This window comes from Roseimarinus sediminis (assembly GCF_050433125.1).
GTDB classification, from domain to species: Bacteria; Bacteroidota; Bacteroidia; order Bacteroidales; family Prolixibacteraceae; genus Roseimarinus; species Roseimarinus sediminis.
In genome coordinates this window covers 131,306-156,655 of record NZ_JBNPXV010000003.1, presented here as the reverse complement: position 1 = coordinate 156,655, position 25,350 = coordinate 131,306, and the positions used below count along the sequence as shown (strand labels likewise).

The 25,350-nt window shown below is 45.0% G+C and carries 20 protein-coding genes; 9 read left to right on the top strand and 11 right to left on the bottom strand.

The features are described from left to right. Positions 1-182: 182 nt before the first annotated feature. Both FHS86_RS05295 and FHS86_RS05290 read right to left on the bottom strand, forming a co-directional pair. Positions 183-1,079 (bottom strand): nucleotidyltransferase family protein, encoded by an 897-nt coding sequence (locus FHS86_RS05295; protein WP_429411883.1) that lies wholly within the window; start codon positions 1,077-1,079, stop codon positions 183-185. 244 nt (positions 1,080-1,323) lie between these two features. Next, positions 1,324-3,114, bottom strand: coding sequence for a chloride channel protein (locus FHS86_RS05290; RefSeq protein WP_429411881.1), 1,791 nt, complete (start codon positions 3,112-3,114; stop codon positions 1,324-1,326). 280 nt (positions 3,115-3,394) lie between these two features. On the opposite strand from FHS86_RS05290, the gene FHS86_RS05285 reads away from it, so the two are divergent. Together FHS86_RS05285 and FHS86_RS05280 are read left to right on the top strand one after the other, a co-directional pair. Continuing rightward, positions 3,395-4,279, top strand: coding sequence for a TIGR01777 family oxidoreductase (locus FHS86_RS05285; RefSeq protein WP_429411879.1), 885 nt, complete (start codon positions 3,395-3,397; stop codon positions 4,277-4,279). Between the two features lie 102 nt (positions 4,280-4,381). Continuing rightward, positions 4,382-5,104 carry a flavin reductase gene (locus FHS86_RS05280; RefSeq protein ID WP_429411877.1) on the top strand — a complete coding sequence of 241 codons (723 nt, stop codon included), beginning with the start codon at positions 4,382-4,384 and terminating at the stop codon, positions 5,102-5,104. A gap of 160 nt (positions 5,105-5,264) precedes the next feature. On the opposite strand, the gene FHS86_RS05275 is transcribed toward FHS86_RS05280, so the two are convergent. Next, positions 5,265-5,501: a CDGSH iron-sulfur domain-containing protein gene (locus FHS86_RS05275; protein WP_429411875.1), complete on the bottom strand. Its 237-nt coding sequence runs from the start codon at positions 5,499-5,501 to the stop codon at positions 5,265-5,267. A gap of 49 nt (positions 5,502-5,550) precedes the next feature. After that, the gene (locus FHS86_RS05270) at positions 5,551-7,365 is read right to left on the bottom strand and encodes a lysophospholipid acyltransferase family protein (RefSeq protein WP_429411873.1); all 1,815 of its coding nucleotides are present in this window, start codon (positions 7,363-7,365) and stop codon (positions 5,551-5,553) included. Positions 7,366-7,793: 428 nt separating this feature from the next. Here FHS86_RS05270 and ilvD point away from each other — a divergent pair, with 428 nt between their 5' ends. The 4 genes from ilvD (at position 7,794) to FHS86_RS05250 (ending at position 13,216) form a co-directional block, all read left to right on the top strand. Further along, on the top strand, positions 7,794-9,617 hold the full coding sequence (gene ilvD / locus FHS86_RS05265) for a dihydroxy-acid dehydratase (RefSeq protein ID WP_429411871.1): 1,824 nt from the start codon (positions 7,794-7,796) through the stop codon (positions 9,615-9,617). A 36-nt stretch (positions 9,618-9,653) separates the two neighbouring features. Continuing rightward, positions 9,654-11,357: a biosynthetic-type acetolactate synthase large subunit gene (ilvB, locus tag FHS86_RS05260; protein ID WP_429411869.1), complete on the top strand. Its 1,704-nt coding sequence runs from the start codon at positions 9,654-9,656 to the stop codon at positions 11,355-11,357. Positions 11,358-11,462: 105 nt separating this feature from the next. Next, complete coding sequence (gene ilvN / locus FHS86_RS05255; RefSeq protein ID WP_429411867.1) at positions 11,463-12,008, top strand: acetolactate synthase small subunit; 546 nt, start codon at positions 11,463-11,465, stop codon at positions 12,006-12,008. 200 nt (positions 12,009-12,208) lie between these two features. Continuing rightward, positions 12,209-13,216, top strand: coding sequence for a fatty acid desaturase (locus FHS86_RS05250; RefSeq protein ID WP_429411865.1), 1,008 nt, complete (start codon positions 12,209-12,211; stop codon positions 13,214-13,216). Here the strand turns inward: FHS86_RS05250 and FHS86_RS05245 are convergent. The 3 genes from FHS86_RS05245 to FHS86_RS05235 all read right to left on the bottom strand — a co-directional run bounded on the left by FHS86_RS05245 (position 13,213) and on the right by FHS86_RS05235 (position 17,867). Then, complete coding sequence (locus FHS86_RS05245) at positions 13,213-15,426, bottom strand: TonB-dependent receptor (protein WP_429411863.1); 2,214 nt, start codon at positions 15,424-15,426, stop codon at positions 13,213-13,215. The genes FHS86_RS05250 and FHS86_RS05245 overlap by 4 nt on opposite strands. Before the next feature lie 84 nt (positions 15,427-15,510). Next, positions 15,511-15,936: a hypothetical protein gene (locus FHS86_RS05240; protein ID WP_429411861.1), complete on the bottom strand. Its 426-nt coding sequence runs from the start codon at positions 15,934-15,936 to the stop codon at positions 15,511-15,513. 104 nt (positions 15,937-16,040) lie between these two features. Next, positions 16,041-17,867, bottom strand: coding sequence for a sodium:solute symporter family protein (locus FHS86_RS05235; protein ID WP_429411858.1), 1,827 nt, complete (start codon positions 17,865-17,867; stop codon positions 16,041-16,043). Positions 17,868-18,185: 318 nt separating this feature from the next. Here FHS86_RS05235 and FHS86_RS05230 point away from each other — a divergent pair, with 318 nt between their 5' ends. From FHS86_RS05230 to ilvC, 3 genes are all read left to right on the top strand, one after another. Continuing rightward, on the top strand, positions 18,186-19,115 hold the full coding sequence (locus FHS86_RS05230; protein ID WP_429411856.1) for an aldo/keto reductase: 930 nt from the start codon (positions 18,186-18,188) through the stop codon (positions 19,113-19,115). A 7-nt stretch (positions 19,116-19,122) separates the two neighbouring features. After that, positions 19,123-20,001 (top strand): AraC family transcriptional regulator, encoded by an 879-nt coding sequence (locus FHS86_RS05225; protein ID WP_429411855.1) that lies wholly within the window; start codon positions 19,123-19,125, stop codon positions 19,999-20,001. A gap of 202 nt (positions 20,002-20,203) precedes the next feature. Continuing rightward, positions 20,204-21,682, top strand: coding sequence for a ketol-acid reductoisomerase (gene ilvC, locus FHS86_RS05220; protein ID WP_429411853.1), 1,479 nt, complete (start codon positions 20,204-20,206; stop codon positions 21,680-21,682). Between the two features lie 48 nt (positions 21,683-21,730). Here ilvC and FHS86_RS05215 read toward each other — a convergent pair whose 3' ends face one another. The 4 genes from FHS86_RS05215 to FHS86_RS05200 form a co-directional block, all read right to left on the bottom strand. Next, positions 21,731-22,603: a hypothetical protein gene (locus FHS86_RS05215; protein ID WP_429411851.1), complete on the bottom strand. Its 873-nt coding sequence runs from the start codon at positions 22,601-22,603 to the stop codon at positions 21,731-21,733. A 12-nt stretch (positions 22,604-22,615) separates the two neighbouring features. Continuing rightward, entirely contained in the window at positions 22,616-23,296 is a 681-nt protein-coding gene (locus FHS86_RS05210) for a hypothetical protein (protein WP_429411849.1), read from the bottom strand. A gap of 354 nt (positions 23,297-23,650) precedes the next feature. Next, positions 23,651-24,148: a ferritin-like domain-containing protein gene (locus tag FHS86_RS05205; RefSeq protein WP_429411847.1), complete on the bottom strand. Its 498-nt coding sequence runs from the start codon at positions 24,146-24,148 to the stop codon at positions 23,651-23,653. A 31-nt stretch (positions 24,149-24,179) separates the two neighbouring features. Continuing rightward, positions 24,180-25,250 (bottom strand): metallophosphoesterase family protein, encoded by a 1,071-nt coding sequence (locus FHS86_RS05200; RefSeq protein ID WP_429411845.1) that lies wholly within the window; start codon positions 25,248-25,250, stop codon positions 24,180-24,182. Positions 25,251-25,350 lie beyond the last annotated feature (100 nt).

Sequence of the window (25,350 nt, the reverse complement as noted above, 5' to 3'; positions counted from 1 at the left end):
AAAATTATTGTTTTGAAGAAAGCTGATGTCAGAATGTATCGAAATTTTTAAAGAAGAAAGAAAAGCGATTCAATTGCGACTAAAATGAGGTGTAAGCGGACGCCAGTTCCGGTGCATCTGTTTTAACCATCGCTTTTTGATAAACAGAACAGGGCAGCCTGATGGATGCCCTGTTGTGTATCTTACCAAAGTTTTGACGGATAAATGCCTTTTTGAGTGAGCTGATTGATTCGCTCAATAACTGTAGGTTTGTCCTCCTGGTAGGTCACTCCAAACCAGCTGGCGTTGCTCTTTAATACTTTTACTTTTACCTTTTCAGCTTTAATGAGATCGTCGATGTGCATGGGGATGTAAAACTCCGACTTCATTTCTTTGCCTTCTTTTTGAAGGAAATCGATGAAGCCTTCTTCAAGGTGCTGAAAAAGTGAAGGATGAAAGCCCCAGAAATTCATCGATACCGTTTCGTCACCCTTTAAACTGTATTGTTTTTCATCTTTTTCGTAAACGATCTTTTCTTCGCTTGTGCTAATTTTAGTCAGCTCTTCAATATTTTCGAGGTGTGCTTCGGCATCGGTAATGCAAAGCCCGCGTGAAACGGAGCCATTCTCTGACAGGGTGCGGTCGAGACGGTAGCCAACCATGCTGTATAGCTTCTCGGTAATCTGTTCTTTTAAGAAAGTGGCACAGGTTTGGTAGGCTTCCTGCCCGTAAAAATCGTCGGCATTGATGGCAGCAAAAGGTGTGCTAATTGCCTTGCGGGCAGCTCTGATGGCATGACCGGTGCCCCATGGTTTTGCACGTCCCTCGGGGATGGAAAAACCTTCGGGAAGGTCATTCAGCTCCTGAAAAACATATTCAACTTCAATTTTTCCCTCCAGTTTTTCATCGAAGCGGGCTCTGAATGCAGTCTCAAAATCACGACGTATAATAAAGACTACTTTTCCGAATCCTGCTCTGATGGCATCGTACAACGAATAGTCGATGATGGCTTCTCCATTGGGACCTACTTCGTCGAGTTGTTTCAACCCTCCGTAACGACTGCCCATCCCGGCAGCAAGGATTAATAATGTTGGTTTCATTTTATTAATTATGTTAAAATTATTTTTTTGATAACAAAAGTCTCATGTGTTTCTTTAATTTATTGCCTGTTACTTGTTTAAAAGTAAGTTGTTGAACGTGTCAGGAATCAGTTGATCAAAATAATACAATCAGTCTAAGCGCTAATGTCTAACTTCCAATATCTAATATCTATGGTCTGTTTTCTAATATCTATAGTCTAATGTCTATTGTCCAATGTCCTTTGTATGCCATCTTTTTTTAGCATTAATCGTGCGAAAAATGTGCTACATGTTTCCGGTAATTCGTAAATACCTTGGCTCGTGATATAAAACCGAGATACTTTCCATCCTTAATAACAGCCAGGGTGAAACGGCCGCTTTCTTCAAATTTTTTGACCACCTGGTCCATCGAGTCTCGGGGTGAAATCCAGTGCTCTGGCATGTACATCAGTTCTTTAAGTGTTATCTTGTCGTACAGTTCATGCTTAAAAATCAGATGGCGAACATCGTCAAGTTTCAGCATGCCGGTCATCATACCCTGCTCATCAACTATTGGAAACAGATTACGATGCGATACCGAGATGGCTTCAATAAGCTGGCGCAATTTATCAGAAGCTTTTAAAATTACAAAATCTGTTTCGAGTAATTCCGGAACATTCATGATCGATAATACCTGTTTGTCTTTATGATGGGTGAAAAGTTGTTTTCGCTGTGCCAGCTCTGAGGTATAAATCGAATTTTTATTGAAAGCCCTGACGGTGAGGTAGGAAAAGGTTGCAGTAATCATCAGGGGAACAAATAGTTTGTACCCGCCCGATATATCAGCTATCAGAAAAATACCGGTAAGCGGAGCATGCAACACCCCGGTGATGAGTCCAGCCATACCGATAAGGGCAAAATTGTTGACATTAATCGCTACATCGAACAGGTACACCATCAGGCTTGCAAACAGCAGTCCTGTATTTACTCCCATGAAGAGGGTGGGGGCAAAAATGCCGCCAACGCCTCCTGCACCAATCGTAAGCGATGTGGCAAGGGCTTTAAAAAAAACAATGAAGGCCAGCAGAACAATAATAATTAAGGTATTGTGTGGCAGCGTTTCAAACGGGCTGTTGTGAAAAAGGTAGCTCATGTCGCCTGCCAGCCCCTGATTGATCGAATGATAACCCTCGCCATACAATGAGGGAAAAACAAAAATGATGACCCCGATGGTGAGCCCGCCAAGCAACAAACGGGTGTTCTTCTTCTTTAGTTTCTGAAAACGCCGGATGATTCCGGTATAGGTTTTCGAGAAATAGACCGAAACCAGGCCTGAAACCAGGCCCAGCAGAATGTACCAGGGAAGTTCGTTCATTGCAAACGCACTCTTTACTTCAAAGGGATAGAGTACATCCATTCCAAGGAATAGATACGAGGTGAGCACAGCTGCCGATGAAGCCAGCAGTAAGGGGATCAGCGAGAAAGTGGTCAAATCGATCATAATAACCTCAACGGCAAAAACAATTCCGGCAATGGGCGCCTTAAAGATGGCAGCCATCGATCCGGCACAAGCACAGGCCAGCATCAGTACCACGTATTTGTATTCAAGGCGGAAAAAACGACTGATGAAAGAACCATAGGCTGATGCAGTTGATACCGTGGGGCCTTCCAGTCCTACCGATCCGCCAAAACCCACTGTGATGGCTGAAGTTACAATGGAAGAAAAAAGGTTGTGACGACTAATAAATCCTTTTCGTTTTGAAATGCCATAAAGAACATTGGGAATCCCGGGTCGGACTGGTTTCCGGAGGATGTATCTGATGAACACAACTGTGATGGCAATACCCAGAAGGGGAAAAATGAAATAGAGATAATGATGAACGGTTTCATTGAATAGAAAATTCATCAGGCGTTCCATCAGCTTTACGGCATTCTTGATAATGACGGCAACAAATCCGGCAGTGATTCCAACAACAATGCTCAGCATGATAATGAGCCTTTTGGTGCCCAGGTGGTTGATTTGCCAGCGGTGGAACTGATCCACAATATGGGTGAAGGATTTTTTTGCTTCTTGCATCTTCAATTATAAAAATCGAATATTGTTTTGCATGAATGCCTTAGCTATTCATCGTGCCTGTTAACTTTTTTACCTTAGTGTGTTTTACAAAAGAGCCTTATGTGGCATTTATAATAGTTGCTTTCATTAACATGCACTCAATTTCGTAAAAAAAGAATCAAAAAACCAAAATATTGTTTTTTTCACGATGATTATTCTCATTGGGTACAATTTGATTAATCTTGGCCCTTTTTGAGAACAATCTTTTTAACTTGTGGTTTCAACTAGAAATACATGCAGCATGAATATAGCAATTACCGGTGCGTCCGGATTTATCGCATCTAAATTAAGAGCAGGACTATGGCCCGAAAAGACCGTCTGGATGAGTTTAAAGCGCGATGTCTCAGACGAAGCATGGGAACGGGTCATTATGTCGGCCGATGTAATCATTAACCTGGCCGGTGCTTCGGTGATTCAACGCTGGACCACGCGAAACAAACAGTCAATTCTCGATAGCCGTGTAAATACTACCCGTCGGCTTGTTTCAATTCTGAATGGCATGAATTCGAAGCGCCAGCGACTGCTCATTTCGGCATCGGCTATTGGAATTTATCCCGACAAGGGGGAGAAGGTGATGACCGAAAACGATTATGAAACAGGGGACGGTTTTTTGTCACAGGTGGTTCAGCAATGGGAACACGAAGCCAATCAGTTGAACAACAGCAATACCCGGCTGGTGAACATGCGGATCGGGGTGGTGCTGGGACTCGAAGGAGGCCTGCTCAGGCAAACCTTACCGCTATTCAAACGAGGGCTGGGTGGCAAAATTGCTTCCGGAAAGCAGGCCATGTCTTTTGTACATATCGACGACCTGGTGGCTGCAGTACAGTTTTTTATTGAAAATAAACAGGCAAAGGGCATTTACAACATGGTTGCGCCCCATTGGGTGAGCAATCAGTACTTTACCAAAACATTGCTGCAACGCCTGAATAAACCGGGTATATTTACGGTACCTGCCTGGGCACTGAAAATTTTATATGGAGCGGCTGCCAACATCATGATCAACGGTGAAAAAGTATATCCCGAACGCCTCCTGAATGAAGGCTTTGAATTTAGTTTTCCAACAATTGAGTCGGCCCTGGATGATTTGATCGAAGGGTCGTCGTCTACTCAAAACAGAAAATAATAATTGAAAGTTTGTCGATTGAAATTGCCTGTTTCAAGCACTTAAATTTGTATTTTGTAAACTGAAATTGAAAATTTAATCATTAACCAGCTAGTTACTAATATGATCGATTTTAAATCATTCCACAAGTTATCGTACGGATTGTACATTATAGCCACTGAGTTTGAAGGGAAAAAAGCCGGTTATGCCGGGAATACAGCCTTCCAGGTCACCTCCAGTCCTTCAACCATTGCCATTAGCAGTAACAAGGAAAATTTCACCACCGAACTGATTCAGAAAAGTGGTAAGTTTTCGCTTTCGGTTTTGCAGAAAGACCTCGACACCTCTATAATTGGCGATTTCGGCTTTCAGTCGACCCGCGCCATCGACAAGTTCTCAAAACATGAGCACAAAACCGGTCAACTGGGTATTCCTGTTGTTACCGAATCGTGCATCGCTGCTTTCGAATGCGAGGTACTGAACGAAGTCGACTGTGGTACGCACATTCTCTTTGTGAGTGAGGTGAAACATGCCGAACAGCTAAATGATCAGCCGCCATTAACCTACGAATACTACCACGAGCATTACAAAATGCTGGCGCCCAAAAATGCACCTACCTACATCGATCCCGATTTGTTGAAAGAAGAAGAAGATTCAAAAGAGGAAGAAAAGGATGCAGGTGGTGCCGCGTCGGAGTTTGTTTGTATTATTTGCGGTTATACTTACGACCCCGAAGTAGGAGAGCCCAGTATGGGCATTCCTCCGGGAACACCCTTTGAAGACATCCCCGACGATTTTAAATGTCCCATCTGCAGTGCTTCCAAAGAATATTTCAGGGAAGCCTGATGAGGAAGAAGTCATTAAGTCATTTAGGAAAAAGTCATTAAGTCATTTAAGAAAATAGGAGGATCGGTAACCGATGACTCTTTCCTTCTTAATGGCCAATGACTTAATGACTTTTTCCTTCTTTTTGACCAATGACTTCTTCCTTCTTACTGACTTTTTCTTAAAGTGTTTTGTGCGTGCCGTCGCAATAGGGTTTGTTGTTGCTGTGTTTGCACTGGCACAAATAGTAGGTTTTCTTTTCGCTTACCTCGAAGGGTAGCGGTGTAAATTCAGTTCCCTTGTGTGAACCATCACAAAAAGGCTGGTTTTTACTTTGCCCGCAGGCACACCAGAAATATTTTCCCGGTTCAAGCTCGACGGCTGCCGGTTGTTTTGCTGCAATTTTGGGTGTTTCCATATTGCTTGTTTTTATGGTTTACATTATGTAGAATAACGGTCAGCTCCGCTTATTGTTCTTCTTTTCTGTTTAATTCCCTGCTTGAATAGAAACGTTCGAGTATCGATCCGTCGTTTACTTCCTTCGATAACGATTCAATGGTGTTTTGAGGTACATCGTAAATATCGAGAATGATAAGTCCGTCGAGGCAATTGTTGAAATTTGGATCGACATTAAAGGCCAGTATACTGGCATTCAGGCTCAGGTATTTTTTTAATAGCACGGGAATGCCATTGTTTACCTTGTCGATGTCGCCAATAATGCGGTCGAACTTATTCAGGTCGCTGCCGGCATTTTCAAGAAGCAGGTTGATGTTTTCATCTTCACTGATAAACTGATAGGCTTTGCGAGGCCGGATGTAACGAGCCAGTTGGTGGTTGAAATAATTGGCGGTGATGAACCTGATGATGCTGTCCTTCGAAACGTCGGAATAATTGTTGCTGATACTAACCGGCCCGGTGAGGTAACGGTATTCGGGGTTTTTCAAAAGGAAATAGAGAATGCCTTTCCACAGGAGGAACAAGGGGAGTGGCCGGCGCTGATAGGCTTTAATTACAAACGAACGGCCCAGTTCGATCGACTGACTCAATACCTCCTTCATGGCAGGTTTAATACGGAAAAGACTTTTAATGTAGAAACCATGAATGCCGTATTGCTGAATGATTTCATTGCCCAGCCCCAGACGATAAGCCCCAACAACACAACTTTCTTCATTGTCCCAGATAAAAAGCTGATGATAGTACAAGTCGTATTCATCAATATCGGTGGCATGATTGGTTCCTTCGCCCACCTCTCGAAAAGTGATCTCCCTTAAACGACCAATTTCATTTAAAAAGTTGGGGATCATTCGAGTGGGAGCGCAATAAACGGTGTAATTCTTAATACTGAAAAGCGCATAGTCTGCCTTAATTTTTTCCAGTTCTTGTAACAAAAGATCCCGCTCAATGGCGACGGCCAGTGCTTCAACCTTCGTTTTCTTTTTAATGGGATTGGTTTTGAAAAACTTACGGACTTCCAGGTGGCGGCTTGCTCCCAAACAATAGGTTTTGGCCCTGAGAAAGCGTCCCAGCTGGTGAATGTCGCTGAATTGGGCGATTTCGTTTTTTCGGATGGGATGGCCAATGCTGATGCTAATCTCTTTTTTCTTCCGGCTGAAAAACTCTGAGGGAAGTTTGGCCATCTTAAGCCGTGGATTGATCATGCCCAGGAGGTTAAACAAACGCGAATTTGAACCACTGAAATAAAAAGGAACAACCGGCACCGACGTGTTTTTTATCAGTTTAATCACCGGATACTGCCAGGTTTTATCCATCACATTGTAGTACTGATCGTAACCCGATACCTCGCCGGCAGGGAAAATCCCCAGTGCACTTCCTGCTTCAAGATGTGCGGCCGATAAGGCATAGGCACTGTCGTGTGCTTCATCTTTGTCATCTCCTTCAACACCAATGAAAAATTCATTCAAGGGTTTTATTTTTTGTAGAAAGTCATTGGCCAGTATTTTCAGGTCAGGTCTTACGATCCTGATGATTTTTATCATCAGGATCCCGTCGAGCCCGCCAAAAGGATGGTTGGCAACGATGATAAAGGGACCTGTTTCAGGAATTCGCTGCAGTTGTTGCTCGTCGAAAGTGAATTTAAGTTCAAGTGTTTCGATGAGCTTGTCGATGAAATCGATTCCGCTTTCTTTGGCCAACTCGGTATAGAGTCGGTTCACTTTCTTCATCCTCAACAGATGCATCATGAAGCGGGCAAAGGCTGCTCCTCCAAAATATTTCATTCTGGGTTGCGAGGGAAACAGTTCACTGCTATTGAGTAATTCCATGGTTGGCTCTTTGTGCTATAAAGTTAAAAATCGCTTGTATTGATGATGTGAATTTGCAAAATTTTACAATCAATAGCTTAAATTCTTCCTTAAATGATGTTTATTTCATTTGATGAAGAAGCTAAGTATTTTTTAAACGAATCGACTGTTTTGTTTTAAAATGAAACATAAAACCTGTGAAAATTGTGATTTTTATAGTGAAATGTGCTTTTCACTTTTCTTCAGGTTTTGAAATATGAATATTATTTCTACATTTGTTCCCATAATTTGATAGCAAATGCAAACCATACATAACATTTCCATTCTAGTCGTACTCGTGGTCGTCATTTCGATGAAATGAGAATGGTTTGTATGTAAGCAAAAAAAATATTTGATGAACCATTCTCACAGCGAGGATGGTTTTTTTATTTATAAAAGATTTTTGAACGATGAGTAAATTACGAAGTGCAACCACAACCCAGGGCCGCCGGATGGCCGGAGCCCGTGCCTTATGGCGTGCCAATGGAATGAAGGAAGAACATTTTCAGCGACCCATTATTGCTGTTGTGAACTCGTTTACCCAAATGGTTCCCGGGCATGCTCACCTGCATCAGGTAGGTCAGACCCTGAAAAAACATATCGAAGCAACAGGCTGTTTTGCCGCTGAGTTCAACACCATCGCCATCGACGATGGAATTGCCATGGGGCACGACGGCATGCTGTATTCACTTCCTTCGCGCGATTTGATTGCCGACAGTGTTGAATACATGTGCAATGCCCACAAGGTGGATGCCATGGTTTGTATTTCGAACTGTGATAAAATTACACCCGGAATGCTGATGGCTGCCATGCGTTTGAATATTCCGGCCATCTTTGTTTCGGGTGGTCCAATGGAAGCCGGTAAAGTCGATGACAATAAATACGACCTGGTGGACGCCATGGTGCTGGCTGTTGATGACGAAGTTTCGGAAGAGGAGATTACCCGTGTTGAACAAAATGCTTGTCCAACCTGTGGATCGTGTTCGGGATTATTTACGGCCAACTCAATGAACAGCCTGGCAGAGGCCATCGGTATGGCACTCCCAGGAAATGGTTCCATTGTGGCCACACATGCCAAACGCAAAGAACTTTTTGAAGAAGCGGCCGAACTCATCGTTAAAATGACCGAGGCCTATTACTTTGAAGGCAACAGCGATGTATTGCCCCGATCGATTGCAACACGCGAAGCCTTTATGAATGCCATGACACTTGATATTGGCATGGGAGGCAGCACCAACACCATTCTGCATTTATTGGCCATTGCCCACGAAGCAGGAGTTGATTTCACCATGAAGGACATCGATGAGCTGTCGCGGAAAATTCCAAACATTTGTAAGGTAGCACCGAGTTCGAGCTATCACATGGAAGATGTTAACCGGGCAGGTGGAATCATGGGAATACTGGGTGAACTCGACCGGGCCGGATTGCTCGACACAACAACGAAACGTGCCGACATGAAGACTTTGGCAGAGGCCCTCGATGAGTTCGACATCATGCGAAGTACAGTTAGCGATAAGGCGCGCCAGCGTTATCTGGCTGCACCCGGCAACCGTCCCAACCTGGTGATGGGATCGCAGGAAAGCTATTATACCGAAGCGGATACCGACCGCCAGAATGGCTGTATCCGTAGTTTGGAACATGCTTATAACCTTGAAGGAGGACTCGCCGTTTTGTTTGGCAACATTGCCAGCGACGGCTGCATCGTCAAAACTGCCGGAGTTGATCCTTCGGTGTTCCGTTTCAATGGAAAGGCAAAGGTTTTTCATTCCCAGGAAGCAGCAGTGAATGGCATACTCGGTGATGAGGTGCAGGCCGGCGATGTGGTATTTATTCTGTACGAAGGCCCTAAGGGTGGTCCCGGCATGCAGGAGATGTTGTATCCTACCTCTTACATTAAGGCTGTTCGCCTTGATAAGGCTTGTGCCCTGGTAACCGACGGACGTTTCTCAGGAGGAACCTCGGGACTGTCGATCGGGCATGTCTCGCCCGAAGCAGCCGCAGGAGGTGCCATTGCCCTGGTGCAAAACGGTGATCCCATCGAGATTGATATTCCGGCACGAAAAATAAATGTGCTGATCAGCGACGAAGAATTGGCTGCCCGGCGAATCAAAGAAGAAGCCAGGGGAGAAGGAGCCTATCAGCCACAACGTGAGCGCATAGTGAGTAAAGCACTAAAGGCTTATGCCAGCATGGTGAGCTCGGCCGATAAAGGAGCTGTTCGTATGATCGATTAAAACAAAATTGTTAACAACAAAGAAAAATTAAATAGTATGGCTGAAAAAGTAACAGGATCAGAAGCACTGATTCGCTCTTTGTTAGAAGAGGGAGTTAAAACCATATTTGGATATCCGGGAGGAGCAATCATGCCGGTGTACGATGCCTTGTATGATCATCGTGAAAAACTGAAGCACGTATTAACCCGCCACGAACAGGGTGCTGTACATGCAGCGCAGGGCTATGCCCGTGTAACTGGCAAAGTAGGTGTTTGTATGGCTACTTCGGGGCCCGGTGCCACCAACCTCATCACCGGAATTGCCGATGCCATGATCGATTCAACACCCCTGGTGTGTATTACCGGTCAGGTAGCCTCACCGCTGCTGGGAACCGATGCCTTCCAGGAGTCAGACATAGTAGGCATCAGCATGCCTGTAACCAAATGGAATTTCCAGATTACCAATGCTGAAGAAATTCCCGAGGTCATGGCCAAAGCATTTTATATCGCACGCAGCGGACGTCCCGGCCCGGTTCTTATCGACATTGCCAAAGATGCTCAGTTTGCTGAAATCGATTTCGAATACAAAAAATGTACAAAAATAAGAAGCTACATTCCTTACCATCCCATGGATGATCAACAGATTGAAGCTGCTGCCAAAGCCATCAATGCGGCAAAAAAACCTTTCCTGCTGATTGGTCAGGGAGTAATTTTGTCTCAGGCCGAAGAAGAATTGAAAAGCTTCCTCGAAAAAACAGGCATACCCGCTGCCTGGACCCTTCTGGGTAATTCGGCACTTCCATCCGATCATCCCTTGAACGTGGGCATGTTGGGTATGCACGGAAACTATGGACCTAATTTGCTGACCAACGAATGTGATCTGTTGATTGGTTTGGGCATGCGTTTCGACGACCGGGTTACCGGAAAAGTAAATGCTTATGCCAAACAGGCCGACATCATGCACATCGAAGTCGATCCGGCCGAAATCAATAAGATTGTAGATACAAAGTATCCCGTTGTGGGCGATGCCAGAAGGGTTTTGAAAAAACTCCTTCCTCTTGTTAAGGAAAACAAACACACGGATTGGGTCAATCGATTCAAGGAATTTTACGAAATCGAATACCAAAAAGTGATCGAACGCGATATTTACCGGAATAACGGAAAAATATCGATGGGAGAAGCGGTACGCATCGTTTCAGAAAAAACCAATGGCAATGCCGTTTGTGTTAGCGATGTGGGTCAGCATCAAATGGTGGCGGCCCGGTATTTCAAATTTAACAAGAGCCGCAGTGTTGTAACTTCAGGCGGATTGGGAACCATGGGATTTGGCCTGCCTGCGGCGGTAGGAGCTCAGATGGGCGCCCCCGATCGTACCGTGGTAACCTTTATCGGTGATGGTGGCTTTCAGATGACCATGCAGGAGCTGGGAACCATCGCACAGGAGAAAATTCCGGTGAAGGTGGTCATCCTGAATAACAATTTCCTGGGAATGGTTCGCCAGTGGCAGGAATTGTTCTTCGACAAACGCTATTCGTTTACCGAACTGGTGAACCCCGATTTTATCAAGTTGTCAGGTGCTTTTGGTATTCCAGCCCAAAGGGTGGTGAAAGGAAGCGAGCTCGAACAAGCCATCGAAGAAATGATACAAACCGACGGACCTTATGTGCTTGAAGTACTTGTGGAAAAAGAAGACAATGTATTTCCCATGGTGCCAACCGGAGCCAGTGTTTCCGAAATTTTGCTCGAAAGGCCGAAAGCCTGAAAAAGTTAGCAGGCGGTTTTTGAGCTTATCTGTTTAGTGAGTTGAAAATAAAAGATTGAATGAGTCGGCATTGTATGCTTATTCAAACAACTAAAAATAAAAATAATGAAACAGGAATATATCATATCGGCATTTACCGAAAACCACATTGGAATGCTTAACCGCATCACCATCGTTTTTACCCGCCGGAAAGTGAACATTGAGAGTTTGACGGTTAGTGAGTCGGCAATTAAGGGCATCAGCAAATTTACCATTGTAATCAATACAACGCCGGAGCTGGTGGCCAAAATTGTTCAGCAAATTGAAAAGCAGGTAGAGGTACTTAAGGCCTTTTATCACACCAACGATGAAATGATTTATCAGGAGGTGGCGCTTTACAAGGTTTCGACAGAGGCGCTTACTGAAAGTGACCAGATAGAAGGCTTGATCAGAAAACACAACGCACGTATACTGGAGATCACCAAAGAATACACCGTGATCGAAAAAACAGGTCATAAAGACGAAACACAGGCCTTTTTCGACGATCTGAATCAGTTTAAAGTTATGCAGTTCATTCGTTCAGGACGAATTGCCATTACGCGTTCACCCATCGAACGCCTTTCAGAATTTCTGAAAGAGCGCGATGCAGTACTTTCGAAGCAGGAAGACTGAATTATTTAGCATATATATTGTTAAAACCCTGCCAGCTTTGGCGGGGTTTTCTATGAGTAGTCGTCAGAAAAAGAATCATTTGTAAGGACAGGCTGATGATCACTTTTCTAAATAGCTGTGTTTTTAATTCTTTTTTCAACATTAGCCTGCTTTTCATGTTGTTTATGTGGATGGTTATGGTATTAATATTAGAATAGAGAATGAATAAAAATGTTTCAGACACCCGGAGCAACAGTCGCTCCTGGATGCAAATTGTACAAAAGTACAACCAACCTAAAGCCATCCGCAGTTGGTGGCAGGTAATTAATTCCCTGGTTCCTTATTTGGGATTATGGGTGGCCATGTATTATTCACTGGCCGTATCTTACTGGTTAACCCTGTTATTGGCCGTCTTTGCTGCGGGTTTCCTTGTACGTATCTTTATTATTTTTCACGACTGCGGTCACGGTTCCTTTTTTAAGTCAACCCGTTTGAGTAAAATAGTGGGTGTACCTTTTGGTCTGCTTGTTTTTACTCCTTATCATAAATGGCACCACGATCACATGATTCACCATCAAACGGTTGGAAACCTCGATAAACGCGGAGTGGGCGATGTGAAAACACTCACGGTTGAAGAATACCGGAACATGTCGAAGGGCCAGCGCATTTGGTACCGTATTTACCGCAATCCGGTGGTATTGCTGATCATTGCTCCTTTTTTCCTGTTTACCGTTTTGTTTCGTTTTCCTCGTCGCGACAGGCCGGCGAAAGAAAAGCTCTACACCCATCTTTCAACCCTTGCACTGGTTGGCATGGTAGTAGGTATGTCCTTATGGATCGGGTTGGTGCCTTATCTGCTGATTCAAATTCCGGTTTTATACATTGCTGCAGTACACGGAACCTGGCTCTTTTATGTACAGCATCAGTACGAAGATGTGAAATGGGCCCGAAGCGAAGAATGGGACTATAAGACCATGGCACTCGAGGGAAGCTCTTTTCTTAAGTTACCGAAGGTACTGCAATGGTTTACCGGAAATATTGGCTTTCACCATATTCATCATTTAAGCCCGCGTATTCCTAATTATTATCTCGAAAGATGTTACAAGGAGAACAGCGACTTTCATATTGAAAAACCGCTTACCTTTTTCTCCGCACTCAAGTCATTGCAACTCAGGTTGTGGGACGAAAAAAATAAGCGGCTGGTAAGCTTTCGCTCTGTTACGGCTTAAAAAATATAACTAAGACTTATTCGCCATGAGAATGGAGTTCCCGGAATAAAGTGTATTTCTTCTACAGCTTCATTTTCATTGGCCAGTCTGGTTTCAGTGGCAAACTGAGTTTCATTCCATTCACTATTTAATAAATTATTGACGATCAGTCCGGCTCTTATTCTATTCCATTGATATCCGCCGTTAAAATCGACAATGGTGTATCCTTTTGCAACAATTGAATAGTCTTCGTTGGCGGGGCGTTTGTTAATCATCCGGTAATGTAAACTTCCAAAGAAGCCTTTGTTACCTTGCGGAAGGTAATTAATTCCGCCGGTCATGGTCAGATCGGGAGCCAACGGGATGTAGTTTTCTCCATCAGCTTCGTCGATGCTGCGTGCGTAAGCATAGTTGATATCATTTTGTATGAACACCGAAGGGTGCAGCTGTATTCTGAAGCCAAAGTCAAGACCAGCCCGGCTGGTACGCCCCCCGGCTTCAACCACTCCTTCATCGCCTACATAAATGAATTCCTGTTCCATGAATAGTTGCCACAGTGCAGTGTTTAACAAGATGCCTGGTAAAGGTTTCCAGATAAAACCGAGATCGGTGCCATAAGCTGCTGGTAAAATCGATTGACCATCTTGGGCAATTACTACCCTGGTGTCATTGCTGTGAAAGCCTTTTCCAGCCTTAAAGTACCATTGCAAGCTGTTTGATTGGTTGTACAGTACGTTAATCTTTGGACTTACTATGGTTTTGCTAAGCGATTCAGTACTGTAACTTTCTGCCAGATGGTTGGTGTAGATGAAGTTAAACCAGTCAAATCTTAGCGAAGGATTGATCAACCATCGCTCCTTTTTGAATTCTACATTTAAATATGTGAAAATGTTGGTTTCGTTTACATTACCCAGACTTAACCGATCAAGTATAAGCTTTCGATGAAGGGTATGTGATAGCTCGCTTCCATTAATTTCGTCATTACGCATTCCAATGGCCATCTGGTACATTGTATTGTTGTAATGACGGTTGATAATGCTTTCGAATCCGGATATTTTCCTGGCTTCCTTTTGTTTGATCTGATCACCATTTACAGGGTCATTCAGGAAGAAGGTAAAATTAGAATACAGCTCAAAATCATAGGTAGTATGATAAATTTGAGTGGTGATCCAGTTTTGATCATTCAGGTAACGATTGTATTGAATATTGAGGTTCTTACGTCCGGTGAAGCCACCTTCCGTATCGTCGATCGCACCAAAGCGACTGATCAGCCCGCTGTCGACTGCCCGCTGGGGGATTTGTCCCGATGCATCCCATTGGCTTCTGAAGAGTGAGAGGCCAACAGAAAGCTTGTCGTTGTCATTAAAATGTGCAGTATACCTTCCTGCCATGTTGATTCTGCTAAAGTTTTGAGAACTTTCAAAGTGCCCGTTGCTTAGCAATAACTCAGAAGCCAGATAAGCCGATTGTTGTTGTGTGTTGAGCAAATTGAATGTTCCTAAGGTGCGGGCTGTGCCAAAACGGCCTATTTCAGTTTTTATCTCGCTTTCATTAAGGCGCTCTTTTGTTTTAAATGCAACATAAGCAGCAGTGGTAAGGTTACCTTTGCCTGCATAGTAAGGGCCTTTGCCATAGTCGATTTCATCGATTAGCTCCGGGATGATGAAGTGCAAGTCGGCATATCCCTGTCCATGAGCATGTGAAACCATGTTAACAGGCAAGCCATCAACAGTAATGTTGATATCGGTTCCATGATCGGTATCAAAACCACGGAGAAAAATTTGCTCAGCCTTGCCTCCTCCGGCGTGTTGTCCTATTATCAGTCCCGGTACTTTTCTCAGGATTTCCTGTGATGAATTTACCGGACTCGTGCGCAAGTCAATATCACTAAAAACCGTGAGGGCGTTTAAGGCAGGTGAAATGCTTATTTCTTTAATTGATAAGCGTTTCTGAACTAGCATTATTCGAAGCAGGGTGTCGGCCTTTGCAATGGCTATCTTCTTTGTTTTAAATGAGGTGTGGCTGAATAGCAGGGAGTCTCCGGGCTGTATTTTTTCCAACGAAAAATAGCCTTCTTCATTAGAGTGTGTATGAGTTGACTGGCTGGTGTTTTGTATGTTAACACCCTCAACTGCCATTTGGGACTCGTCAAAAATATAACCAGATAATTGTTGGGCATAAGCAAATGTTGCAAGTAGCATTAGCATGCCTGCAAATAGGTATTTCTTCATTTTTTTTACTTTGTAGCTTGTGCCAATTCAATGAATCGTTTGTTTTTAAACAGCAGATTGGCACGCATTAAAATTGTGATGAAACTATAATATGGATGGAATCAGGCAGGTTTTTCTGGGAGGAGGCGTAATGAGTGAAATATAGGCATCATATTGCTGTTGGTTCAACACGCGTTTTAGTAAGGCAGTTTCACGAGAAACATTCTCAGGCAACAATGCAAAAAGGCAGACTAAATATTTATCAGTTTCTGATTGTAGCTGTTTCGCTTGTTGTGATTCATGATCAGCATTTTGTTCTTCAAAAATTTTATTGAATGTGTCAATAAGATGATGATGATGATCACCTGACTCATGCATGTGGTGGTGAGGCTGATGGTGCTCATCGCCATAAAGGTTCTCAACCAGATGGGACAAACAATGAGCAACTTCACTGAAAAATACATGGCTTACCGTAAGCAGATAACTTATCAGCAAGACTAAAAAGATGTATTTACCGCTGTTTTGATGCATTGTCTTTGGTGAATTAAGCCTGCGTAAAATTAATCCATATTATTTGATAGTATGCGATGCTTAATAAAAGAATGCACAAATACAGGTAAAAATAATACAGCTGTTTATTTCAATTTTCTCCACCCCAGTTGGTTCATGTTGTAAAGGATGAAAACGATCGAAATGGCGGCGATGAAAAGGTAAATTCCACCCCGTGCATATTCGTGAAACAGCATCTTTCCGAAGCCAAACAAGGTGAAAATAACCAGCAAACAACCTAAAATCCAATTCATAAAAAGGTATTTGTAGCCGCTGTCGTGTTTCACCTCGGGCATTTTGGCAGCAATGCGTTTCCATCCCCATCCTCCCGGATGTACTTTTTTATAAAAGGCTTTGAGCTTTTCATCCCTGGTGGGCCGGGTCAGAAAGGTGACGAGCAGCCAAACGAAAGTCGACCAAATCACAATGATGATGAGCGAAAGTTCAAAATCGCTGGCGATAGGGTCGAGTCCCAGTCCGTATTTTAAAACCGGGAAAATCAGATAGGGTGCCAGCATGGCCGAAATTTCACTCCAGGCATTGATGCGCCACCAGAACCAGCGCAGGATCAGCACCAGTCCGATACCTGCACTCATGGCCAGTACAAATTTCCAGGCATCGCTGATTTTGCTGAACTGGGTAGTTAGCAGTATCGAAAAGAAGATCAGCAGGAAGGTGGTAATGCGTGATATTTTTACATAGTATTTTTCCGAAGCGCCGGCTTTGATAAAGGGCCTGAACAAATCGTTAATGATGTACGAGGTGCCCCATACGGTTTGCGAAGCTATGGTCGACATGTAGGCAGCCAGAAATGCAGCCAGCAGGAGTCCCAGCAAACCCGACGGCAGGTAATCCCTGATCATCATCACGTAGGTGGCACCACGGTCGGCTTCGTCGGGGTAGAGTACCAGGGTGGCCAGCGCTACCAGCACCCAGGGCCACGGACGCAGGGCGTAGTGAGCTATCTGAAACCATAAGGTGGCCAAGAGTGAATGCTTTTCATCTTTGGCCGACATCATGCGCTGGGCGATGTAACCGCCACCACCGGGTTCGGCGCCCGGATACCAGCTTGACCACCACTGTACGCCCAGGTAGGCCACAAAGGCTGTAACGCCCATTTTGAGTATACCTCCACCTCCAGTCGACGGGGTCGACGACGCTTTATCCAGAACCGGAACAAAATCGAACAACCAGCTTTGATCACTGAGTTGTGCTTTCAGCGCATCGATGCCGCCAACCTGACGCACTGCGATGACGGCCAGTGCAATGCTGCCGGTCATGGCCATTACAAACTGAAAAGAATCGGTTAATGAAACGCCCATTAAACCTGAAAGCGAAGAATAGACCGCCACAAAAAGCAGGATGGAAGCCATCAGCAACAGGTGGGATGATAGCTCCAATCCCAGGAAATTGATACTGGTGGCTCCGAAAAAAGTGAAGTCGGGAAAGATGACCTGCAATATTTTTACCATGGCCAGGTTCACCCAGGCTATCACCACCACATTCATTACGATGCCAATGTAAATGGCCCTGAAACCCCGCAGAAAACGAGCAGCCTTGCCTTCGTAGCGTATCGAAACAAATTCAGCATCGGTAAGTATTCCGGCACGTCGCCACAAGCGTGCGAAAAAGAAAACCGTGAGCATGCCTCCAAGCAGCATGTTCCACCACAGCCAGTTGCCGGCTATGCCGTTTTCCGAAACCAGTTCGGTTACTGCCAGTGGGGTATCGGCAGCAAAAGTGGTGGCCACCATGCTGGTTCCTGCAATGTACCATGGCAGTTTACGGCCACTTAGAAAGTAATTGTCGGTGTTGATGCCTGCACGTTTCGATAAGTAAATACTGATGCCGATGCTGATGATCAGGTAGAGAACGATGATGATCCAGTCGCTTGTTGCAATAATTTGATTCATGAATGCCAGGTCTTTGCTTGGTTTTGAAAATTTTACTGTTCACTTGCAGCCCTAAATATAATGGATTCATCCGACTAAACTTACAATTTTTATCTTGTCAGCCCCTTTGTCCTTATTGCTCAGCTAAACTCCTTTTGTCAGCAGTGCTGTGGTTTTGTTTTGCAGTCCTGTCTGTTCTCGTTTTATTCATTCCAAAGTAATTTGTATCTTCAAACACTTATAACATTCAGTCCCCCGCTATACGTCATGTTTTCTTTTTTTAATTAATTTTATGTTCGCACCTTGCGTATGACTAACAATAACCGAAAACAAGATACGATGAATGTCCAGAACTTCTCAGAAAAATCGGTGCTGCTGACCGACATCTCTCCCTATGTATATGGAACGACCCGGTTGGGTGACGAAACAATTCCTTTTGATGAACGGGTCGAAATTGCAAAGGCAGCCATCGATACCGGGGTGTGGTTTCATACCAGCCGGATGTACGGTGATGCATTGCAGGTGCTCCGACAGGCTTTTGACAACGACCGGGGAAAAGTTCCCGAATTACTGGTAAAGCTCGAAGGCCAAAGCATTGAAGAGTTGTTGGCCGATGTCGACCATAATTTGAATCCACTGGGACTCGATTCACTGGATCTCGGACAGCTCTGCCTTGGTGGAGATCTGGCCAATGATTTTGCCCGGGGAGGAAAAAGTGTAAGGGCATTCGAAGAACTTAAAAAATCGGGGAAAGTAAAACACTTTGTACTTGAAGTATTTCCCTGGACTTCCGACATCGCCTACAAGGCCTTGAGTCGCGGGTTTACCGAAGGACTGATCGATGGCTTCATCTTCTACCTCAATCCGCTGCAGCGTTTTGCCAGCAATCAGCTTTGGGATTTACTGCGTGAAAAAAGTGAACCCATTGTTGCCATGCGAACGGTTGCCGGTGGACCGGTGCACCGCCTGCGCGATGAACCCGGTTTTGCATGGAAGGAATACCTGCAGAAAAGGGCAGCCGAAGTGGCACCTGTTTTTGAACGTTCGGGAGTGGGGAGCTGGACCGAATTCTGTGTTCGTTTTGCACACAGTTTCTCGCAGGTAAGAGCGACTGTTGGTTCTACGGCAAAGGCTGAAAACTTACAGGAGTTTCTGATGGCATCCGAAAGCATTGAATCGCTGCCGTACGACATTGTTGACCAGATTGTTAAGTTGCAATACCGCTGGAGCGATGAGCTCGATAGGAAGGCAGCTCCCTGGACCATGTAAATTCATCATGATTAAAAACATACCAGTATACAGCCTGCAAAACTTCAGTTCGCCCGGACGCGTGGGGCAACAATACCAGATCGAAGTATTCGATGCCAAACGTCATTTTCAGGTGAGTTATCCACACCGGCACGACTTCTTCGAGGTGCTTTTTCTGCTCGAAGGTTCGGGCCTGCATGTAATCGATAACAATGAGTACGAAATTGAGCCGCCCTGTGTGTTCTTTCTATCACCCGGGCAGGCGCACAAGCTAAAGCTTTCGCACGATATTTACGGCTACATCTTTATTTTTACCCCTGATTTTTATCTGATCAATAAAAGCAATCAGAACCGTCTGATCGAATTCCCGTTCTTTTATTCCCTTGAGCAAACCAATCCTCCTGTGCATCTCACAGAGGAGAAAGATGTTGAATTCTTAAGACAATTATTTCTAAAAGGAATCGATGAAAGCGGAAAAGAAGAAAGTGTTTCGCTTGAATTGCTGCGCTCGATTCTTGATTTACTGCTCACCTTTTGTGCTTCGGTTTACCCTGTCGATGATCATTTGAAGAACAAGGGGAAAGGGCATTTGCTGGTAAAGAAATTCTACCAGCTGGTTGAACAGCACATTAAAAGCAATCTGGGAGTGGCCAATTTTGCAGCCATGCTGGCGGTAACACCCAATCACCTCACCCAAACCATCAGGCAGCTTACCGGCCAGACATCCAACGAAATTATCAAAGCAAAACAATTGCTCGAGATTAAACGATTGTTGGTTCACAGCAGTTTGAGTGTAAGTGAAATTGCCCATCATATGAACTTTCCCGACCAGAGCTATTTTACCCGTTTCTTCAAACGGGAAACCGGGATAACTCCGGTGGCTTACCGCAATGCATCTATTAAATAAGCCTTTTTATTCGGCTGGTATTTCCATTTTAAATGGCTGTTGTTGAAGGTGCTTTATCCGGAGTATTTGAAAGGCCCGAAAGCGGAATCCATGAAAAATGCCTAAAATTGATGCATTTTTACCGGGCTTTCTTCTTATAATTTACTTGCTTTGTAAAGTGAAAAGTTACAAATTGAAACAAGAACAAATAAAAAGATAGAAAATGGCAAATTATTTCAATTCAATTCCCCTGCGCCTGCAGTTAGAGCAGCTGGGAAAGTGCGACTTCATGGATCAGAGTGAATTCGCCAATGGTGTTGACTACCTGAAAGGAAAAAAAATAGTAGTGTTGGGTTGTGGTGCCCAGGGACTAAACCAGGGACTGAACCTTCGCGACAGCGGATTGGATGTGTCGTACGCACTGAGAGCCGAAGCCATTGAACAGAAAAGAGCTTCGTACATTTCGGCTACCGAAAATGGTTTCAAGGTGGGAACTTTTGAAGAACTGTTGCCTACTGCTGATCTGGTACTGAATTTGACTCCCGATAAACAGCATTCACCGGTAATTCAAAAGGTGATGCCCCTCATGAAAAAAGGTTCGTGCCTGGCTTATTCACACGGTTTCAATATTGTGGAAGAAGGCATGCAGATTCGCGACGACATTACCGTGATCATGGTGGCACCCAAATCGCCCGGATCGGAAGTACGGGCTGAATACCTGCGTGGTTTTGGTGTTCCTACCCTGATTGCCGTTCACCGCGAAAACGATCCCAACGGCGACGGGCTCGAAATAGCAAAAGCCTATGCTGCCGGTACCGGTGGCGATCGTGCAGGCGTGCTGCATTCATCATTTGTGGCCGAAGTAAAATCGGACCTCATGGGCGAACAAACCATTCTGTGCGGCGTATTACAAACCGGTTCCATTTTGTGTTTCGACAAGATGGTGGAGCAGGGCATTGAAGCCACTTATGCTTCCAAACTGGTACAGTACGGATGGGAAACCATTACCGAAGCCCTCAAATGGGGTGGTATCACCAACATGATGGACCGCCTCAGCAATCCCGCCAAGGTGGAAGCGTATCAGCTGGCCGATGAAATGAAAAGCATCATGCGTCCGCTGTTCGAAAAACACATGGACGACATTATGAGTGGCCATTTTTCATCGACCATGATGGAAGACTGGGCCAACGACGATAAGAACCTGCTTACCTGGCGTGCTGCAACGGCTGAAACAGCCTTTGAAAAAACAGCGGCCACCGAAGCTCCCATCAGCGAACAGGAGTATTTCGACCATGGTACTTTGATGGTGGCCTTTGTGAAAGCAGGTGTTGAGCTGGCCTTCGAAGTAATGACCGAGTCGGGAATCAAAGCCGAATCGGCTTATTACGAAAGCTTGCACGAAACTCCGTTGATTGCCAATACCATCGCCCGTAAAAAGTTGTACGAGATGAACCGTGTGATTTCTGATACCGCTGAGTATGGCTGTTATTTGTTCGATCATGCAGCCCGTCCCCTGCTGGCTGATTTCATGCAAGGGGTTTCAGTTGAGGTGATTGGAAAGAACTTCAACGAAGGCAAAGATGCCCATGTCGACAATCAGGAGCTGATCGCTGTGAACAAATCACTGAGACAACATCCGGTTGAAGTGGTGGGAGCCAAGCTGCGCGGCGCCATGGCAGCCATGAAAGCCATTGTGGAATAAGCAAAATTCAAATTAAAATACAGTAAGCCCTTTCGTTTTGGAAGGGCTTTACTTTTTCAGGATAAACAGGCCAAAATCGACACCGGCCTGCTTCAGCAGGTGCGATGGCATTTGGCGGTAGCTCGTTTCGCTGTTGTTGTAAGTCCATTCGCGACGTGTAAAATCGTAGGGCAGGGCCTGCCGGCTGATGAAATACGAAGCACCGATGCGCACACCCAACTGCATGGTTGCACCATCGAGCAGGGTAAAGGCCAGTTTGAGCTCCGGATTCACCCACGGGCCAGGACTTGAACGGAGGGCATATTCTTCCGACCACAAGTAATTTCCTTCCTTTTCCTTTAAAACTACTTTCAACTGGTTCTTATTATTAAAGAAGATACCGGCATTGATGGCGGCCTGCACGCGAAGCCTTTTCCAGTCGAGTGCATAGTTGATACCGGTGTAGGGACCAAAAAGAAAAAGGTTGAACTGAAAATAACTGTAATCCAGCGAGGGATGACTGTTGATGGTATAGTTTTCGGCCAGACTGCTGTAATGGCTCTCGGCATTGTTGATGAAAAAAGGACGGTGTTCAAGCCCCAGGTTTAAACCCAGGCCGGAAGTCAGCTCCCGGGTGGCACGCAAATCAAAAATTACCGGAATCAAATCACTTTCAACACCCAGCTTAAAATCAAGCTCCCACTGGTTTTGTAGCCAAAAATGGCTTGAAAGGGCCAGGTAGGCTTCATCGACCAGGTACTCGTCGTAGGCATTCACATAGTTCATAAAATCGAGCTGATTGGAAGGGATGCGGTCGAAGGTGGTGGCGTGTCCGCCAAAAAACAAATCGACAGCATACTTTTCAATGCTTTGGGCATGCAGCTGGCCTACGGTGATGAATACCAGAAGAAAGAGAAAGAGCTTGGTTTTTTGGTACAACATGGCTCAGAAGGATTAGTTGATGGGATAAATTACCGGAGAACTGGCGGCCAAACAGGAGGCATCGTCGAATTCGAAACTGAATACCAACTGAAGACTGTCGTTGGTGGGCGCTTCCTTTAAAAAGAGATCCATTTCGGTTTCGGGCAAATCGAGCACATCGAGCTTTTGAAGCCATTCAAGCAGCTCGTCGAAAGATAAATACATTCCCTGCAGGTCGACCGGGTAATTGGGAACCAGTGCTACCAAAAGGTGGGTGAGGTCACTTCCCGCAGGATAGTCGTCCGAGAAATCATAACGGGTGCTTATACTAAGGGTTCTGATCCCGTCTTCGGCTTTGAAGTCGTACTGATTGCAAATGCATTCCTGCATGGCATAAGCTCCTTTGATAAAGGGTTGAAAATATGCCTTGTTTTGTACGAAATAATACGCTGGATTTTCGAAGTAATTGCTGTCGCACAATACAATGTTGAAGCCAATGGCTCCGGCCGGAATGCTGTCGGCCAGCTGGTGGTACCAGGTGTAACCGTCGGAATTGTCGATCCCGCTAATCAGGGCTTTGTTGTAAGTGATGTCGACTACTTCGGTTTCGGGGCAGGAACAACGGAAAATGCAGCCACTGACCAGTCGGAGCAGCGTTAATCCAATGAAGAGGAGGAAGAGATTGCGGATCAATCTGCCTGGGGTATTTTTCATTCGTTGGTGCTTTGGTTTTTACACAATACAGACGAAGCAGTGTACCCGGAAGTTGCCTGCACTTGCCGAAAAATTGAGGTTAAGGGTTAAAAGAAAACATTGTTGTACGGTAAAAATTATTTAGATTGGGCTAAAAGCCCTGCTTATAGGGTTTTCAATAGCCCCGGGCTTCAGCCCGGGGTGCCTTATATTGATCTATGAATTTGGGCTTTAGCCCAATCTGGTAATCAGTGTTTTGAGCAGGATTTTTAAAGCATTGCCAACTCTTTGTCATTTACCGAACAAAGTTGAAAAGAAAACAAGGATGCTTCATACGTGGCGATGCATCCTTGTTTCCTATAGTACTTCAATTATTTATTCAGCACCCGGGTGGCCCGACATTTTTTTACTGCGTTCGATCGATTGCAGGGCCAGGTAATTGTCACCAAATTTAGCCAGATTATCGAGTTCAACATCAAAGCGGTCGAAGTGACGTTCTTCGTCTTCGACCAGTGCTTCGAAAATCTTTTTGGTGGCCGAATCGGCATTCTGTGCACATTCATTGGCCCAAATGTTGTAATCGTTGGCACTGTCTTCTTCCATTTGGGCAGCCATTTGCAGCATGCCTTTTACGTCGTGAATTTTTTGTACCTCGCCGGCTGCGGTCATTTCAACTTCTCCTTTGAGGAAAAGAATGCGCTCGGCCAGTGATTCAATGTGGATCATTTCCTGAATGGCCGTTTGTTTGAACAGCGAGGCGAGCAGATCGTAACCCTGGTCGTCGGCGTGGAAATGGAAATACATGTACTGATGTACTGCAGCCAATTCATCAGCTACAGCCTTGTTTAATAATTCAATGCTTTTCTCTTTCATTTTGGTTTTATTTTATGTGCTTTGTAATGTGTTATAAGTCGAAATAGCCGGTTTTTTCGGTGACTTGTTTTTCCCCGTTAAGGTATTCAATCACCAGGGTACCGGTGCTTTCGGGGCCGTTTTCGAGCGATTGCGCTGCAATCCTGACTTCTTCACGCGGGCCTTTGTTTTTATGCAGGTTCCACATGTAGCCGTCGCCCACTTCCATATAAAGTCGTTTTAATTCAACATGTAATTTGTTGTTGCTGACCTTGGCCACCAGGTAATCCTGTGTATTGACAATTTCGCGTCCCCACGATGATCCGTGCACCACCTGCCAGATGCCGTCCGACTCGAGCACGGTCACATCGTGAAATTCGCCGCAAAGGTAGAGGTCAACTCCAAATTCCTTCATTAACTTATAGAATTCGTTTTGCTTGCCGTCGTGCAACATAATGCTGCTTGACGAGCGGGCCCTGATCTCGCCCCAGATGGGGACATGGCCCTGAACCACAATGAAGCGGGCATCGCTGTTTTCTTTCAGTACCTGCTTGAACCATTGCAGTTGTTCGCCGCGGACATCGGCAACCATGGTATCGCCCACTACTTCGAAGGTTTCAACGGTAATCATCAGCAGGTCACCTTCGCGTACAAAGTAGGCCAGTCCTTTTTTGTTGTCCGGTCCGTTTTGTGGCATGTTCAGCAGGCTGGCGTAGGTTTGTTCAAGGTGCGGAACCAGTTCCAGTTTTTCGGCCGGCCAGGGATCATCGCCCAACTCATGATCGCCAACCGCGGTGTAATATTTGAGCTGGTGTTTATCCATTCGGCGTTTCCAGCCCGAATAATACAGGGTGCCCATTTGTTCGACACATTGCGGGCTGTCCCACCAGTGACCGTTGACCAGGTCGCCGGCAATCATCACAAAGTCGGGCCCTTCTTCTTTTACTTTGCCAAGAAAGAAGTCGACGGCATCGTCCCAGCGGGGCCAGGGTTCTGGTACATCAAAGTTGAAGAAATCGGGAAAGCTCACAAAGGTGACCGCTTCATCGGTTTTTTGTTTGCTCCGGTCGCTGCATGCCGTCAGTAAAACGAGCGCCAGTAAAGGAATAAAGATGTTTCGCATGAATCAGGTTTTAAATTCGATCCTAAATTAACGATTTCGATGCAAAACAGCAATTGACAACAGGCCGGCTTTAGCATACAGCTTGCTTATTGGCTAAAAT